Source organism: Nitrosomonas ureae (assembly GCF_001455205.1).
In the GTDB taxonomy this organism is placed as follows: domain Bacteria; phylum Pseudomonadota; class Gammaproteobacteria; order Burkholderiales; family Nitrosomonadaceae; genus Nitrosomonas; species Nitrosomonas ureae.
Genome location: NZ_CP013341.1, coordinates 183,587 through 197,740 on the forward strand (window position 1 = coordinate 183,587; position 14,154 = coordinate 197,740).

Below are 14,154 nucleotides of genomic sequence, written 5' to 3' on the forward strand. Positions count from 1 at the left end.
ACTGTTTAATCCTCGCCGCCTAATAATTTTCCTGCCACGGCCCAATTTTCATCAGGAAGTTCGTCAAAACTAATGTAAGTGTAGGATTTCGGTTTATTCGCGACGCGCTCCAGTGTATCGGTTAATTCAGTGGCAATCTGTTGTTTCTGCTCGCGGGTTAATGTACCGGCAACACGGATATTGACATAAGGCATAAAATTCTCCTGGTGAATGATCGGATCATAGTTTGATATCGGTAATAATTTGTACAAACACCTGTGCAAACATCTCTGCAGTCAAGCGTTTGGTCTGTGTATTGTAGCGGCTGCAATGATAACTGTCATAAAGTCGCAAGCCATTGCCCGACGATGACGGCACTGCGTGTACCGCACCGTGCGCAAACGGATAGTCTTTCGCTTTTAGCTGCAAGCTCATCAAAACGGCTTGATGCGCTACCGTCCCCAGCGCCAGCACAGCAATGCCGCCACCTTTCATAAACTGATTGATTTCAACCGACAGATATTGATTACATTGCTTGATTTCCTGCGGGATCGGCTTATTTTCCGGTGGCAGACACTTCACCGCATTGGTAATACGACAACCCATCAATCGTAATCCGTCGTCCGCTGAAATCGAGTCATTCCGGGTAGCGAAGCCGAATCGATGCAAGGTCTGATACAACAAGATCCCCGCGAAATCTCCGGTGAAAGGCCGTCCGGTACGGTTCGCGCCATGCATACCAGGTGCCAATCCCACAATTAGAAGCTTCGGCATGGCTGCGCCAAACGCAATCACCGGACGCGCATGATAATCCGGATGCTGATTCTTCACAGTTTGCAAGAAACCGGACAAACGCGGACATTGCCGACAACTGAGAACAGCCTGATCAAAGGCGTGCGATGAGATATCCGTCATGATGAAAAAATACTAAAAGGAAAAACGATATTGTATGTATGCGCATCGGATTAATCGAGGATTAAATTTTTACTGATTCGGTTCATTTTATCATTGACGAGAAATTGACGTTTCCAGCCTAAGAAGGTATAGTGTCGCCTTTTCCGGGGTGTAGCGTAGCCTGGTAGCGCGCCTGGTTTGGGACCAGGATGTCGGGAGTTCAAATCTCTCCACCCCGACCAATTAAACCCTGATATTTAGAGCAACCCGACTTGGTGCCCGTAGCTCAATCGGATAGAGCACCAGCCTTCTAAGCTGGGGGTTACAGGTTCGATTCCTGTCGGGCACGCCATAAATATTTCTTCACTATGTGGTTTTAATTTGTCTGTTTGCGCAGAATAACCACAGCTTGTCTTTCTATGGTGGCTGTAGCTCAGCTGGTAGAGTCCCGGATTGTGATTCCGGTTGTCGTGGGTTCGAGTCCCATCAGCCACCCCAAGATATCACTCAGTCAGATTAAGAACAAAAAATTTTGCAAAATGGAAACAAAATTTTGTAAGATGAATCGAAAGATATTATTTTCTTAATTGTAATTTAATGAACAATAGACACATGATTCAATGGCTACTAAAGGTAGCGGTTCTTTTTATTGTGCTGACATCGATAATCGCTATAGGGAAAGCACTTAAATCGGATAACGACCTGGAAAACAGAATATTTTCCAGGTCATTCAATCCCCCACATCCGCTCCCGGACAATCATTTCACAAGCAAGAAACATTTCCGTCAAAGCTAATGACAATCAGGGGCACCATTCAAAAATAGGTTATTGAGAATAATAATTTAAGGATATGAGAAATAATTACATACTGTTATGGGTGTTGTGATTATTTCTTAATATCTGCCAAACTGTTTTAACATTCACGCGTTGACGGCGAATCAGTAATGTGATGGCGATTTCTTCTATGGCTGCATATATGCAAAACAAGGTAGCTATTCTAAAGGGCCAGTCTAATATTTCAGCGAAAAGTAAGATATAGCTAATAGTAGTTATAGCTACAGCAAGCTTTACACTCCATGTATGGTAGCTGATTATTGTATGAAACTTGATAAGACCGACCAGCACAGGCAAAGTAAAACTAAGAACAATGGTAATGAAGTAAAACCGCTCTCGCAGCATGATATCCGGCCATAATATCCAGGCGCATATCGCCATTGTTGAATAAATAATAAAATCACCCCAGCTATCAAGGCGCGATCCTAATGTGGTTGCTTGATTTAATGTCCTGGCCAGTAATCCATCAAGCACATCAGTAAATATTGCAAGTAGCAATACGCCAAAGAACCAGTAGGATTGCTGTTTGAATGCAAAATAAAACATTACCGGCGCCAATAGTATCCGGATTACGCTGATCAAATTAGGCAGATTGACTATCTGTTCTTTAGCATTATCCATACAATAGCTTACTATTAATCAGCAGGACTTCCTGAGTACTCTCCAGTGATAAAGAAAGTACGTCATAATCATGTCAATGACTGTAAACGCAAAAACTAAAAATAGAATACCTAGTAACGAGAGGTCAAAAATCTGCATCATCATCAGCGCAGGAATAAGCGATTCCGGGATTTGATCAAGTAACGGCGCTTTGCTGCTTGGTACCATTCCCAATCGACGCTTGACGAAACTGGAGAATAAATCCCCTGAAATTGTACCCATAGCAATTAGAATGCCTACTTCCGCAGTGTAGCCAAATATCAACGCAACAATAGATGTTATCAGCAGCGTAGCAAGAATACCTCGCCAAGTTTTTGAGGCACCCAATACCGGGTTACCATCTGCCATTTTGGCACCAAAATCAATTGCGGCATTCCACTGATTATTGAGTAGTATTCGCGTCAATATTGGCGCACCATTTGCTATTATAAGCAGCAATAGTAGTTGAAGTAACTCGATAGTCATTGATAGCTCATGTAATCGATTATGCCGAGCTATTTTCGACTCATGAAAAGCCTAAAAATTCAGGAATCGTATGAGTGATATATCACTAAAAGTTTTAACCTATAATATTCACAAAGGATTCAGTGCAACGAATTTGCGTTTCATCCTACATGAAATAAAGAATTCCCTACGTCATATTGATGCTGATATCGTTTTTCTACAGGAAGTACATGGTGAACGTAGAATATCTAATCAGCGATTTGATAATTGGCCCAATACTCAGCAGTTTGAATTTCTTGCCGATCAAGTTTGGCATCACTATGCTTATGGTAAAAATGCCATTTATAATTCCGGGCATCATGGGAATGCAATACTAAGTAAATATCCTATTATTGAATGGGATAATATTAATGTTTCAATGTTACGATCGGCCAGTAGAAGCCTGTTGCATGGAGTTATCCACATTCCTGAAACCGATCAGAAAATTCACATCATTTGCATTCATTTCGGGTTATTTGGACGCGAAAGGAAGCGTCAACTTTCAGCATTAGTCAAGCGAATCAGCACGCATGTATCAGCCAGTGAACCGTTAATTATTGCAGGCGACTTTAATGATTGGCGTGAACAGGCCGAACACTATTTGCATCGTGACCTGGGTGTTAAAGAAGTATTTAAAATTACCCGTGGAGCATACGCACGCACATTCCCAGCCTGGATGCCGGTATTGTCAATGGACCGCATCTATTATCGAGGGCTCGATATTATCGACTGCAATCGTCTGCATGGTCAGCCATGGCACCGATTGTCAGACCATATCCCGCTTCTTGCAGAGTTTAGGCTCTGATTTTAATGCTTAATGACAGATTCTATTAAATTTTCTTCGTTATTTGATGATAAAGCTGGTTGCACAATCGGAGTAGAGTGCAGCTCTGGCTTATGCTCCAATGCTAAATCAATCACTTGATCTATCCACTTAACAGGGTAAATAGTCAAATTATTTTTTATATTTGAAGGAATTTCGGTTAGATCCTTCACATTCTTGTCAGGAATAATTACCGCTTTTATACCACCCCGATGCGCTGCCAGCAATTTTTCCTTTAGTCCGCCGATCGGCAGTACCTCACCTCTTAAAGTAATTTCACCTGTCATAGCTATATCAGCACGCACTGCAATATTTGTTAAAACCGATATCATTGCAACGCAAATACCAATCCCCGCACTAGGGCCATCTTTCGGCGTTGCACCTTCTGGCAGATGTATGTGAATATCATTCTTTTGATAAAAATCCTCGGATATGCCCAACAAATGAGCTCGTGCTCGAACTACAGAAAGAGCCGCCTGGATAGACTCCTGCATCACCTCTCCCAGCTTACCCGTTGTAATGGTTTTTCCTTTTCCTGGCAATACCGCAGCTTCTATGGTCAATAATTCGCCCCCTACTTCTGTCCAAGCCAATCCGGTTACTTGTCCAATTTGATTTTTTTCTTCTGCAACGCCATAAGTATAGCGCCTAACTCCAAGGAATTTATCCAGATTACGTGATGTCACAGAAATTTTACGTTTTGCTTTCTTAAGTAATAGTGCTTTTACAGCTTTCCGGCAAATTTTTGAAATTTCCCGCTCCATTGCACGCACACCAGCTTCTCTCGTGTAATAGCGCGCAATATCCCGCAATGCAGAATCGGAAACCATCAATTCACTTTCTTTAACACCATGATTCTGCATTTGTTTAGTCAATAAATATTGCATAGCAATATTTAATTTCTCATCCTCCGTATATCCAGATAATTGAATTACTTCCATACGATCCAGCAATGCTGGAGGAATATTTAAAGTATTTGCTGTCGCCACAAACATGACATCTGATAAATCATATTCAACTTCAATGTAATGATCCACAAATGTATTATTTTGCTCTGGATCAAGAACCTCCAGTAAAGCCGAAGATGGATCTCCACGAAAATCCATACCCATCTTATCAATCTCGTCAAGTAAAAATAATGGATTCTTAACGCCCACTTTACTCATATTATGTAAAATCTTACCCGGCATGGATCCAATATAAGTCCGCCGATGACCACGAATTTCAGCCTCATCGCGCACGCCGCCCAGAGACATTCGCACAAATTTTCTATTCGTTGCATGAGCAATTGATTGACCAAGAGAGGTTTTACCAACACCTGGAGGGCCCACCAAACAAAGAATCGGCGCTTTCATTTTACTCACACGCTGTTGTACAGCCAGATACTCGACGATTCGCTCTTTTACTTTCTCAAGGCCATAATGATCTTTCTCAAGGACAGCTTCCGCTGATTTTAAGTCACTATTAATTTTGCTCTTCTTTTTCCATGGCAAGGCAACCAGCGAATCAATATAATTTCGAACAACAGTAGCTTCAGCTGACATAGGAGACATCAAACGAAGTTTCTTTAATTCTGATTCAGCTTTTACCAGCGCATCTTTAGGCATTTGAGCAGACTTGATTTTTTTCTCAATTTCTTCAATATCTGCGCCATCTTCACCTTCACCCAGTTCCTTTTGAATGGCTTTTACCTGCTCATTAAGATAATAATCACGCTGGCTTTTTTCCATTTGCCGCTTTACCCTACCGCGAATACGTTTCTCGACTTGTAAAATGTCGAGCTCCGTCTCCAGCAATCCCAACAAATGCTCTAAGCGCTTGGTTACATCAAAAATTTCCAATATCTCTTGTTTTTGTTCAAGTTTTAATGGTAGGTAAGCTGCGATTGTATCGGCTAAACGTCCTGCTTCATCGATACTACTCAGAGAAGTAATTATCTCTGGCGGGATTTTTTTATTAAGTTTCACATATTGATCAAACTGAGCCAGAATGGCACGCCGCATTGCTTCGGCTTCGGAATTATCTGTGGCGTCAGGTAATAAGATTTGCGATGCCCTGCCAGTAAAATGAGTTCCAGAATCGATGAATTCTAAAATACGTGCGCGGTGATTGCCTTCCACTAGTACCTTGACAGTTCCGTCCGGTAGTTTCAGCATCTGCAATAAACTAGCGATACTGCAGACCTCATATAAATCTTCAGGAACAGGATCATCTTTCGAGGCTATTTTTTGAGCAACAAGCAGAATATTTTTATTTGCCTCCATTGCAAGCTCAAGTGCCTTGATCGATTTCTGCCTCCCTACAAATAATGGGATAACCATATGCGGAAAAACCACCACATCGCGCAATGGCAAGAGCGGCAGTGTCAATTGTTCAGAGTCTTCGGGTAATGAAATCATATCAACTCACAAATAAAGTTCACAATCAATGGTACATATATGTGCCGCAAACCAAAATTCAAGTCTAAAAACACTATATTTATTCCTACTTACCATAAAGATGATTTTTTACTTAAACTTATAATTAATTTATATAACAGCTATTTAGAACGTTTTGCAACTTTAGGTTGATCCGAATAAATTAGAATGGGTTTAATGTCATCACTAGTGGAATTGTAATCAATAACCACTTTTGTAATATTCTCTAGTGAAGGAAGATCGTACATAATATCCAGTAATATTTCTTCTAGAATAGAACGTAAACCGCGGGCACCCGTTTTACGCGTTAAGGCTTTTTTCGCAATTGCTTTAAGTGCTGGCTCCCGAAATTCAAGATCAACCCCCCCTTCCATATTAAACATTTTCCAATATTGCTTGACAAGCGCATTCTTTGGTTCAGTCAATATTTGAATTAATGCAGCTTCATTTAACTCTTCTAAAGTTGCGACAACTGGCAGGCGTCCCACAAACTCCGGTATTAAACCGAACTTGACCAGATCTTCTGGCTCTACTTGCTGTAATACCTTATTTACATCCTTCCCTGAATGGCTTTTCACTTCAACACCGAAACCAATCCCACCTTTTTCAGTACGTGCTCTAATTACTCTATCAAGCCCATCAAATGCACCGCCACAAATAAACAGAATATTAGTGGTATCCACTTGAATAAATTCTTGGTTAGGATGTTTTCTCCCCCCTTGCGGAGGAACCATGGCAATAGTGCCCTCAATTAGCTTTAAGAGTGCCTGCTGCACTCCTTCACCTGAAACATCGCGTGTAATGGATGGGTTATCCGATTTACGTGAAATTTTATCAATTTCATCAATATAAACGATGCCTCTTTGAGCTTTTTCTGCGTCGTAATTACATTTTTGGAGTAATTTCTGAATGATATTCTCAACATCTTCACCAACATAACCCGCTTCCGTTAAAGCAGTAGCATCGGCCATAATAAAAGGTACATCCAAGAGTCGAGCCAAAGTTTGTGCAAGTAATGTCTTACCAGAGCCTGTGGGACCTACCAACAGAATATTACTTTTTGATAGCTCAATATCATCAGTTTCATCTGATCTTGGTATATTTCTTAGACGCTTATAGTGATTATAAACTGCCACAGAAAGGATCTTCTTGGCAGATTCTTGTCCGATGACATACTGATCTAATATTTGGCAAATTTCACGTGGCACAGGCAAGTTTGATTTAACAAGTTTTGTTGCTTCATCGCCTTGCATTTCTTCACGGATTATATCATTGCAAAGATCAATGCATTCATCACAGATAAATACCGAGGGTCCAGCAATAAGTTTTCTTACCTCATGCTGACTCTTGCCGCAAAAAGAACAGTAAAGAAGTTTCTCGCTACTAGCTTTGTCTGGCATATCTTTATCCTACACTAATTGAGTTTGAATACCCGTAATAAAAAACTTGCGTATAAATATTTACTTAATTTGTACCATCATTCCTACGAGATAGAACTGCATCTACCAAACCATAATTTACAGCTTCTGTTGCGCTCATAAAATTATCACGATCCGTATCTTTCTCAAGATCAGATACTGGTCGCTCTGTATGTTTAGCCATAATTTCATTTAAGCGTGATTTTAGATAAAGTATTTCGCGCGCATGTATTTCAATATCCGAAGCTTGACCTTGAAAGCCTCCTAATGGCTGGTGAATCATCACTCTCGAATTTGGCAAGCAATAACGTTTACCTTTTGCACCCGCAGTCAATAATAGCGCGCCCATGCTTGCAGCTTGGCCAATGCACAGTGTGCTAACATCAGGCTTAATGTATTGCATCGTATCATAAACTGCCAAACCTGCAGAAACCATGCCTCCTGGTGAATTAATATAAAAAAATATATCCTTTTCTGAATTCTCAGATTCTAAAAATAAAAATTGAGCAACAACCAAGTTTGCACTTGCTTCAGTGACGGGGCCAACAAGAAACACAACTCTTTCCTTCAATAAACGTGAATATATATCATAAGCACGCTCACCCCTACCACTGGTTTCTATGACCATGGGAATTAACCCGAGGTCTCTAGGCTCCATATCACGGATGTTATCAAATATTTGTGCCATCTTAAGATATCCCCATCAACTCATCAAATGTAATAGTTTTATTGATTAATTTAACCTGACCAAGCGCCCAATCGACAATATTTTCTTCTAGAGCCAACGATTCAGCTTCCTGTAAACGCTCTGGGGAAGCATAATGCCATTTAACGACCTGTTCAGGATTCTCATAACTTTGAGCTGCATCTTCTATTATGCTCCGAACATGCGCTGGATTATTTTTAATAGAGTGCACTTTGACAAGCTCCGCTAAAATTAATCCCAATTTGACGCGATACTCAGCTTTCTCTTTAAATAACTCGGATTTAAGAGATATTTCGTTTGCTTTTATCCCCCGTGCTTCAAGGTCATTTTTAGCATCTTGCAATAATCTCTCCATTTCTTGATTAACCAGAACAATGGGAGCTTCAATTTGAGTAGTCTCCAAAATTGCTCTCATAACCTGTTCTTTAAGTTTTGATCTTGAGCGCCTAGAGATTTCACGCTCGAGATCTTTTTTTATCCCTTCGCGTAGCTTCTTTAAGTCTCCATCGGCAACACCAAGCGATTTAGCAAATTCTTCATCCACAGTTGGTAATATTGGCATTTCTAGTTCATTCATTTTTACTTCAAATGTAACAGTCTTTCCAGCAACATCTTTACCATGGTATTCCTGAGGAAAAACAACATCAAAAGATTTGTGATTCCCTACCTTCATACCTATTAGGGAACTCTCAAAATCTTTTAGAAATTTTCCATCTCCAAGTATTAGCTGAACATCATCGGCTTTTCCGCCTGCAAAATCATCTCCATTGATAACACCATGATAATCAATCTTAATCCGATCACCTTTTATTGCCGCGCGACTAACCGGTTTATAGGTCACGCGCTGTTTACTTATCATGTCGAGAGTTTTATCAATATCGACTTCATCAACTCGCACATCAAGTTGATCGACACTCTGATTACTCAAATCACCCAATATGATCTCGGGGTAAACTTCAAATGTTGCGCTAACGGTGTAAAGTGCATCCTGTTCATTGGCTAATTTATTTTCAAAGCGGGGATAGCCAGCAATTTTTAAATTATTTTCCTTAACGGTATCTGTGAATTCTTTGTGAATTGCATCATTGATTACATCCTGCTGTACTTGTACGCCATACATTTGCTTAACTATTGTAAGCGGAACTTTTCCAGGACGGAAACCATGAAACTTGGTTGTCTTTGCTAGCTTCTTTAAGCGAAGATCAATTTCATCCTGTAATTTTTCAAGAGAAATTGAAATATCGAAACGACGTTCTAGTGCGCCGAGATTTTCTACCTTTGATCCCATTAAAAATCCCTGATTGATTAAATTTTTCCAACATAACCCGAATACGAATGTGCTATTGATTGAGTAACACTTGTAAACAGTAAACCATGTATTAACTCAATTTGGTGCGAAAGGGGGGACTCGAACCCCCACACCTCTCGGCGCCAGAACCTAAATCTGGTGCGTCTGCCAATTCCGCCACTTTCGCATATATCATTTTATTTATTATCGATTATACCTTCTAATCCTGCCAACCGCAGCCTGATCACTCGATTCGTTATAAATTAACACAAGATTGTCTGACCACTTATTTCCTTGCTGTCCAGTCCCATCAAGTATAAATATACCGCCATCAACTCATCTGGTTGACGCATTTTTTGTTTTATTTCACCCGGATGTGTAATCACCCGCTGCGGTGAATTCACTAAGCCGGGTATAACGGTATTAATGCGCAAATTTGACGTCTGACTCCATTCATCAGCCTGTATCTTGACTAATGCTTCCAGACCAGCTTTTGCAACGGCAAAACCACCCCAATAAGCCGATGGGTTATGCCCCTGCGTGCTCGATGTCATAATGATGCTCGCATCAGGAGAGATTTTCAGCAACGGTAAACATGCCTTTGTTAATGCAAAAGGAGCTATCAAATTAACTTGCAACAGGGCGTGCCACTGCTCAGTCGTTTGATGCTCTAATGGACTTAAACCAGGCAGATAGGCTGCGTTATGCAAAATTCCATCCAGGCGACCGAGTTGCTGCGCAATCGCATGTGCCAAAGCAAAAAAATCTTTTTCTTCAGCGCGTTCCAAATCAAGCGGATAAATTAGAGCTTGCGCTTTACCTATAGTTTCTATTTCATCGTAAACATTTTCCAATTTCTTTACTTTACGGCCATGTAAAATAACCGTGGCTCCATGACTTGCATAAGATAATGCCGCAGCACGCCCTAGCCCTTGCCCCGCACCTGTGACAAGAATCACACGATCTTTCAGAAGATCTTGAGGTGCAGAATAGTTTTCTAATTTATCCATATCCAAAAATTTATCACGAATAAATATTTTTTAAGAAAAATATAACGCCTGATAAATGTCTCTATTTAGTTAACTTGATAGACATAAAAAAACAGACTTCAATATAAAATTGAAGTCTGTTTAATTCAGAAAGCGGTATAAATAAGTATTTTCCTTACATATCCATGCCGCCCATACCACCCATGCCGCCCATACCACCCATACCACCACCGGCGGGCGCATCTTCCTTAGGCAATTCAGCAACCATTGCATCAGTAGTTAACATCAAGCTTGCAACAGAAGCTGCATTCTGTAAAGCAGAACGAGTTACTTTAGTCGGATCGAGAACGCCCATTGCTACCAAGTCACCATATTCGCTGGTTGCGGCATTGTAGCCAAAATTTCCTTGACCTTCAGCTACCTTATTAACCACAACGGAGGGCTCATCACCACAATTCGTTACAATTTGACGCAAAGGCTCTTCAAGTGCGCGCAAAACAATCTTAATGCCGGCGTCTTGATCATGATTATCACCTTTGGTGTTTTTGACGGCTGAAATGGCACGTAATAAAGCCACACCGCCACCTGGAATAACGCCTTCTTCCACGGCAGCACGAGTTGCATGTAATGCATCTTCAACCCGAGCTTTTTTCTCTTTCATTTCAACTTCTGTAGCAGCACCAACTTTAATTAGCGCCACACCACCGGCCAGCTTAGCAACACGTTCTTGCAGTTTTTCTTTGTCGTAATCACTTGTAGCTTCTTCAATTTGTGCACGGATCTGTTTGACACGGCCTTCAATATTATCGGTATTGCCTGCGCCATCGATAATTGTAGTATTCTCTTTCCCTACTTCAATACGTTTGGCTTGACCAAGATCATTTAATGTAGCTTTCTCTAGCGTCAAACCAACTTCTTCGGCAATAACCGTGCCGCCAGTTAAAATTGCGATGTCTTCAAGCATCGCTTTACGACGATCACCAAAACCAGGCGCTTTAACTGCACACGTTTTGAGAATACCCCTTATATTGTTCACAACCAATGTGGCAAGCGCTTCGCCATCAACATCTTCAGCGATAATCAGTAACGGCTTACCCGCTTTCGCAACCTGTTCCAATATCGGTAATAGATCACGAATATTAGAAATTTTCTTATCATGCAGCAAAATATATGGATTATCTAACAGTGCAATCTGTTTTTCCGCGCTACTTACAAAATAAGGCGACAGATAACCACGATCAAACTGCATACCTTCAACAACTTCCAACTCATTCTGCAATCCCGATCCATCTTCAACTGTAATTACGCCTTCCTTACCCACTTTGTCCATTGCATCCGCAATGATCTTGCCAATTTCATTATCAGAATTTGCAGAAATACTACCCACTTGTGCAATTTCCTTTGCTGTCGTGCATGGTTTTGACAATTTCTTTAATTCACCGACCGCTGTGGTTACTGCTTTATCGATTCCACGTTTGAGATCCATTGGATTCATACCAGCCGCTACATATTTCATGCCTTCTTTTACGATCGCTTGCGCCAACACGGTTGCGGTGGTTGTACCATCACCGGCCACATCAGATGTTTTGCTCGCCACTTCTTTTAACATCTGCGCGCCCATATTTTCAAATTTATCTTTCAATTCAATTTCTTTGGCGACAGATACCCCATCCTTAGTGATGGTGGGTGCACCATAGGAACGATCCAGAACAACATTCCGTCCCTTCGGTCCTAATGTCACTTTTACCGCATCGGCTAAAATATTTACACCGGCTACCATTCTATGACGTGCTGAATCACCAAACTTCACTTCTTTTGCTGACATATTCTTCTCCTAATCTCTCAATACATTATTTTTGCGTGTCATCGAACTACGAGTTAACCTTCAATCACACCCATAATATCTTCTTCGCGCATGACTAAAAGTTCTTCGCCTTGAACCTTAACGGATTGCCCAGCATATTTACCAAATAATACTTTATCGCCGACTTTCACTTCCAACGGGCGGATTTTTCCATCATCCCCTACTTTTCCTTTACCTATTGCTAAAATCTCGCCTTGATCTGGCTTTTCTGCCGCGCTGTCAGGAATAACAATACCTGAAGCTGTTTTACGTTCATCTTCCAATCGCTTTACGATAACACGATCATGTAAAGGACGAATTTTCATGCTGCTGTCTCCTTTGAAAATTAATAAGCTGATATATACACATCATTTTTTAACACTACGAAAAAGTCAAGGTTCTAATATTAGGATTATTAGCACTCCATAACCACGAGTGCTAATAGTAGGGTTTGTGGCTCAGAATTTCAAGAGCGCAAAATAATAAAATTATTAATTTTATATAACGCTATGAATACAAAAATGAAATAAATATGGAACAAAAACGAAACAAATGCGAAATTAATTGTCGTAAGAAAGAAAATAAATCCGGAATAAAAAGAAACAACTCCGGAATTATATTATTGACTCTGGTATTTCAAACTAAATCTCGTTTTAATCATCGCCATGATAATCTCTATCATGAGACTTTCACTTAATCCGATTTAATTTCCTAAGAGACGTATTTATAGTCTTAGCACAAACTTTCAATTCTGTTATTTTAAAACTTATTTACATTCTCCAGCTTTCAAATATTGATGAACTATGAAGTACGAACTTAGGCCGGCCAGACAAGATGATTACACTTACTGTTATCGCCTTACTAAGCGGAATATGTATGAATTTTTCTGTCGTCACTGGGGTGGTTGGGTTCCACATGAGTTCCGGAGAGGGTTCGTAATTGAAAACATATCTATGGTTATTATTGCGGATAGAAGAGCAGGTTACATCAACGTAATAAAGGAACCTTTACCCGTCTACATTGTTAATCTCCAACTATCTCCTATTTGGCAGAACCAGGGAATTGGCACAAAGCTGTTGAAGCGCTTGCTTGCCCTTTATTCGAGTGACTGTATTGAACTCACGACATTTGAAGACAATCCAGCGAAAAGGCTATATGAGCGAATGGGATTTGTCGTTGTAGAGAAAAATGGTATGACAGTTAAAATGGGAAAAAACCCCAGCAAAGCGATACAGACTAGCTCATCTACGTTTCAAATCATTCGTCCAAATGTTTCAAAGCAATTGTCCATTGTCATGTGTTCATCCCAAAACTGTACATAGTGTGATAACTAAAATGTAAACGTAATACACACGACATTAATCATCTTATAATTTACGCTATGCTAAATTGTAGATAGTCATTTTGAAGTATCGGAACAGATAATTTGAAATGCCTCTCAGGCGTTAAAAAAATGATTTTCTTAATCCCCATTAATCAGCGCCAAATAACAAGAGAATTTAACGCTTATCAGAAATAAAAAATAACCGCTGCAACCATATTTCCAGAGAGCTTTCCAGCAGCATCAAAACTGTAGTTTTATCACCGGTACTGCAACACTCTTCAAACGGTTGCTGTCAGTCACCAAAAGTCAGCGTGCAAGATCGCTTGCTCACGCGGTGGTTTTGAGTCGGCTATCGGAATCGAAGCTGCGTGCATACGCCTGGTTATTACCCCACACCCAACTCTTGGGCTCGCCAAACGGTTGATGGACGATATTGCTCAATAACAGATTGCCATTGACCCGGATCTCATTCGGGAGGCCATCGGCCGCCATAAGC

Annotated in this window: 14 protein-coding genes and 4 tRNA genes; 5 read left to right on the plus strand and 13 right to left on the minus strand. The window is 40.6% G+C overall.

Features of this window, described 5'->3' with window-relative positions; translation table 11 throughout:
- Positions 1–5: 5 nt before the first annotated feature.
- Positions 6–194: a tautomerase family protein gene (locus ATY38_RS00940; RefSeq protein WP_013648300.1), complete on the minus strand. Its 189-nt coding sequence runs from the start codon at positions 192–194 to the stop codon at positions 6–8.
- Between the two features lie 25 nt (positions 195–219).
- Complete coding sequence (locus ATY38_RS00945) at positions 220–894, minus strand: uracil-DNA glycosylase (RefSeq protein ID WP_062557644.1); 675 nt, start codon at positions 892–894, stop codon at positions 220–222.
- A gap of 144 nt (positions 895–1,038) precedes the next feature.
- Here ATY38_RS00945 and ATY38_RS00950 point away from each other — a divergent pair.
- The 3 genes from ATY38_RS00950 to ATY38_RS00960 all read left to right on the plus strand — a co-directional run bounded on the left by ATY38_RS00950 (position 1,039) and on the right by ATY38_RS00960 (position 1,371).
- Positions 1,039–1,115: transfer RNA gene (locus ATY38_RS00950), tRNA-Pro, on the plus strand.
- Positions 1,116–1,148: 33 nt separating this feature from the next.
- Positions 1,149–1,225, plus strand: a tRNA-Arg gene (locus tag ATY38_RS00955).
- A 70-nt stretch (positions 1,226–1,295) separates the two neighbouring features.
- A tRNA-His gene (locus tag ATY38_RS00960) sits at positions 1,296–1,371 on the plus strand.
- Between the two features lie 363 nt (positions 1,372–1,734).
- On the opposite strand, the gene ATY38_RS00965 is transcribed toward ATY38_RS00960, so the two are convergent.
- Positions 1,735–2,328, minus strand: coding sequence for a CDP-alcohol phosphatidyltransferase family protein (locus ATY38_RS00965; protein WP_062557645.1), 594 nt, complete (start codon positions 2,326–2,328; stop codon positions 1,735–1,737).
- Between the two features lie 18 nt (positions 2,329–2,346).
- On the minus strand, positions 2,347–2,832 hold the full coding sequence (locus ATY38_RS00970) for a CDP-archaeol synthase (RefSeq protein WP_062557646.1): 486 nt from the start codon (positions 2,830–2,832) through the stop codon (positions 2,347–2,349).
- A gap of 70 nt (positions 2,833–2,902) precedes the next feature.
- Here ATY38_RS00970 and ATY38_RS00975 point away from each other — a divergent pair, with 70 nt between their 5' ends.
- Positions 2,903–3,655 carry an endonuclease/exonuclease/phosphatase family protein gene (locus ATY38_RS00975; RefSeq protein WP_062557647.1) on the plus strand — a complete coding sequence of 251 codons (753 nt, stop codon included), beginning with the start codon at positions 2,903–2,905 and terminating at the stop codon, positions 3,653–3,655.
- A gap of 2 nt (positions 3,656–3,657) precedes the next feature.
- On the opposite strand, the gene lon is transcribed toward ATY38_RS00975, so the two are convergent.
- The 8 genes from lon to ATY38_RS01015 all read right to left on the minus strand — a co-directional run bounded on the left by lon (position 3,658) and on the right by ATY38_RS01015 (position 12,660).
- On the minus strand, positions 3,658–6,072 hold the full coding sequence (gene lon / locus ATY38_RS00980) for an endopeptidase La (RefSeq protein WP_062557648.1): 2,415 nt from the start codon (positions 6,070–6,072) through the stop codon (positions 3,658–3,660).
- Between the two features lie 140 nt (positions 6,073–6,212).
- On the minus strand, positions 6,213–7,490 hold the full coding sequence (clpX, locus tag ATY38_RS00985; protein WP_062557649.1) for an ATP-dependent protease ATP-binding subunit ClpX: 1,278 nt from the start codon (positions 7,488–7,490) through the stop codon (positions 6,213–6,215).
- 64 nt (positions 7,491–7,554) lie between these two features.
- Positions 7,555–8,196 carry an ATP-dependent Clp endopeptidase proteolytic subunit ClpP gene (gene clpP, locus ATY38_RS00990; protein ID WP_062557650.1) on the minus strand — a complete coding sequence of 214 codons (642 nt, stop codon included), beginning with the start codon at positions 8,194–8,196 and terminating at the stop codon, positions 7,555–7,557.
- A gap of 1 nt (position 8,197) precedes the next feature.
- Complete coding sequence (gene tig, locus ATY38_RS00995; RefSeq protein WP_062557651.1) at positions 8,198–9,502, minus strand: trigger factor; 1,305 nt, start codon at positions 9,500–9,502, stop codon at positions 8,198–8,200.
- A gap of 102 nt (positions 9,503–9,604) precedes the next feature.
- A tRNA-Leu gene (locus tag ATY38_RS01000) sits at positions 9,605–9,689 on the minus strand.
- A gap of 76 nt (positions 9,690–9,765) precedes the next feature.
- Positions 9,766–10,512, minus strand: a complete 747-nt coding sequence (locus ATY38_RS01005) for a YciK family oxidoreductase (protein ID WP_062557652.1) — start codon at positions 10,510–10,512, stop codon at positions 9,766–9,768.
- A 154-nt stretch (positions 10,513–10,666) separates the two neighbouring features.
- On the minus strand, positions 10,667–12,316 hold the full coding sequence (gene groL, locus ATY38_RS01010) for a chaperonin GroEL (RefSeq protein WP_062557653.1): 1,650 nt from the start codon (positions 12,314–12,316) through the stop codon (positions 10,667–10,669).
- Between the two features lie 53 nt (positions 12,317–12,369).
- Entirely contained in the window at positions 12,370–12,660 is a 291-nt protein-coding gene (locus tag ATY38_RS01015; protein WP_013648311.1) for a co-chaperone GroES, read from the minus strand.
- A 627-nt stretch (positions 12,661–13,287) separates the two neighbouring features.
- Here ATY38_RS01015 and ATY38_RS01020 point away from each other — a divergent pair.
- On the plus strand, positions 13,288–13,656 hold the full coding sequence (locus ATY38_RS01020; protein WP_201011903.1) for a GNAT family N-acetyltransferase: 369 nt from the start codon (positions 13,288–13,290) through the stop codon (positions 13,654–13,656).
- 329 nt (positions 13,657–13,985) lie between these two features.
- On the opposite strand, the gene ATY38_RS15995 is transcribed toward ATY38_RS01020, so the two are convergent.
- Complete coding sequence (locus ATY38_RS15995) at positions 13,986–14,150, minus strand: hypothetical protein (RefSeq protein WP_158441751.1); 165 nt, start codon at positions 14,148–14,150, stop codon at positions 13,986–13,988.
- Positions 14,151–14,154 lie beyond the last annotated feature (4 nt).

Excerpts from the sequence above, each read along its gene's own strand:
- ATY38_RS01005 (WP_062557652.1), bottom strand. The coding sequence starts at position 10,512 with ATGGATAAATTAGAAAACTATTCTGCACCTCAAGATCTTCTGAAAGAT.
- clpX (WP_062557649.1), bottom strand. The coding sequence starts at position 7,490 with ATGCCAGACAAAGCTAGTAGCGAGAAACTTCTTTACTGTTCTTTTTGC.
- ATY38_RS15995 (WP_158441751.1), bottom strand. The coding sequence starts at position 14,150 with ATGGCGGCCGATGGCCTCCCGAATGAGATCCGGGTCAATGGCAATCTG.
- ATY38_RS00970 (WP_062557646.1), bottom strand. The coding sequence starts at position 2,832 with ATGACTATCGAGTTACTTCAACTACTATTGCTGCTTATAATAGCAAAT.
- ATY38_RS00975 (WP_062557647.1), top strand. The coding sequence starts at position 2,903 with ATGAGTGATATATCACTAAAAGTTTTAACCTATAATATTCACAAAGGA.
- ATY38_RS01020 (WP_201011903.1), top strand. The coding sequence starts at position 13,288 with ATGGTTATTATTGCGGATAGAAGAGCAGGTTACATCAACGTAATAAAG.
- ATY38_RS01015 (WP_013648311.1), bottom strand. The coding sequence starts at position 12,660 with ATGAAAATTCGTCCTTTACATGATCGTGTTATCGTAAAGCGATTGGAA.
- clpP (WP_062557650.1), bottom strand. The coding sequence starts at position 8,196 with ATGGCACAAATATTTGATAACATCCGTGATATGGAGCCTAGAGACCTC.
- groL (WP_062557653.1), bottom strand. The coding sequence starts at position 12,316 with ATGTCAGCAAAAGAAGTGAAGTTTGGTGATTCAGCACGTCATAGAATG.
- tig (WP_062557651.1), bottom strand. The coding sequence starts at position 9,502 with ATGGGATCAAAGGTAGAAAATCTCGGCGCACTAGAACGTCGTTTCGAT.
- ATY38_RS00945 (WP_062557644.1), bottom strand. The coding sequence starts at position 894 with ATGACGGATATCTCATCGCACGCCTTTGATCAGGCTGTTCTCAGTTGT.
- ATY38_RS00940 (WP_013648300.1), bottom strand. The coding sequence starts at position 194 with ATGCCTTATGTCAATATCCGTGTTGCCGGTACATTAACCCGCGAGCAG.
- lon (WP_062557648.1), bottom strand. The coding sequence starts at position 6,072 with ATGATTTCATTACCCGAAGACTCTGAACAATTGACACTGCCGCTCTTG.
- ATY38_RS00965 (WP_062557645.1), bottom strand. The coding sequence starts at position 2,328 with ATGGATAATGCTAAAGAACAGATAGTCAATCTGCCTAATTTGATCAGC.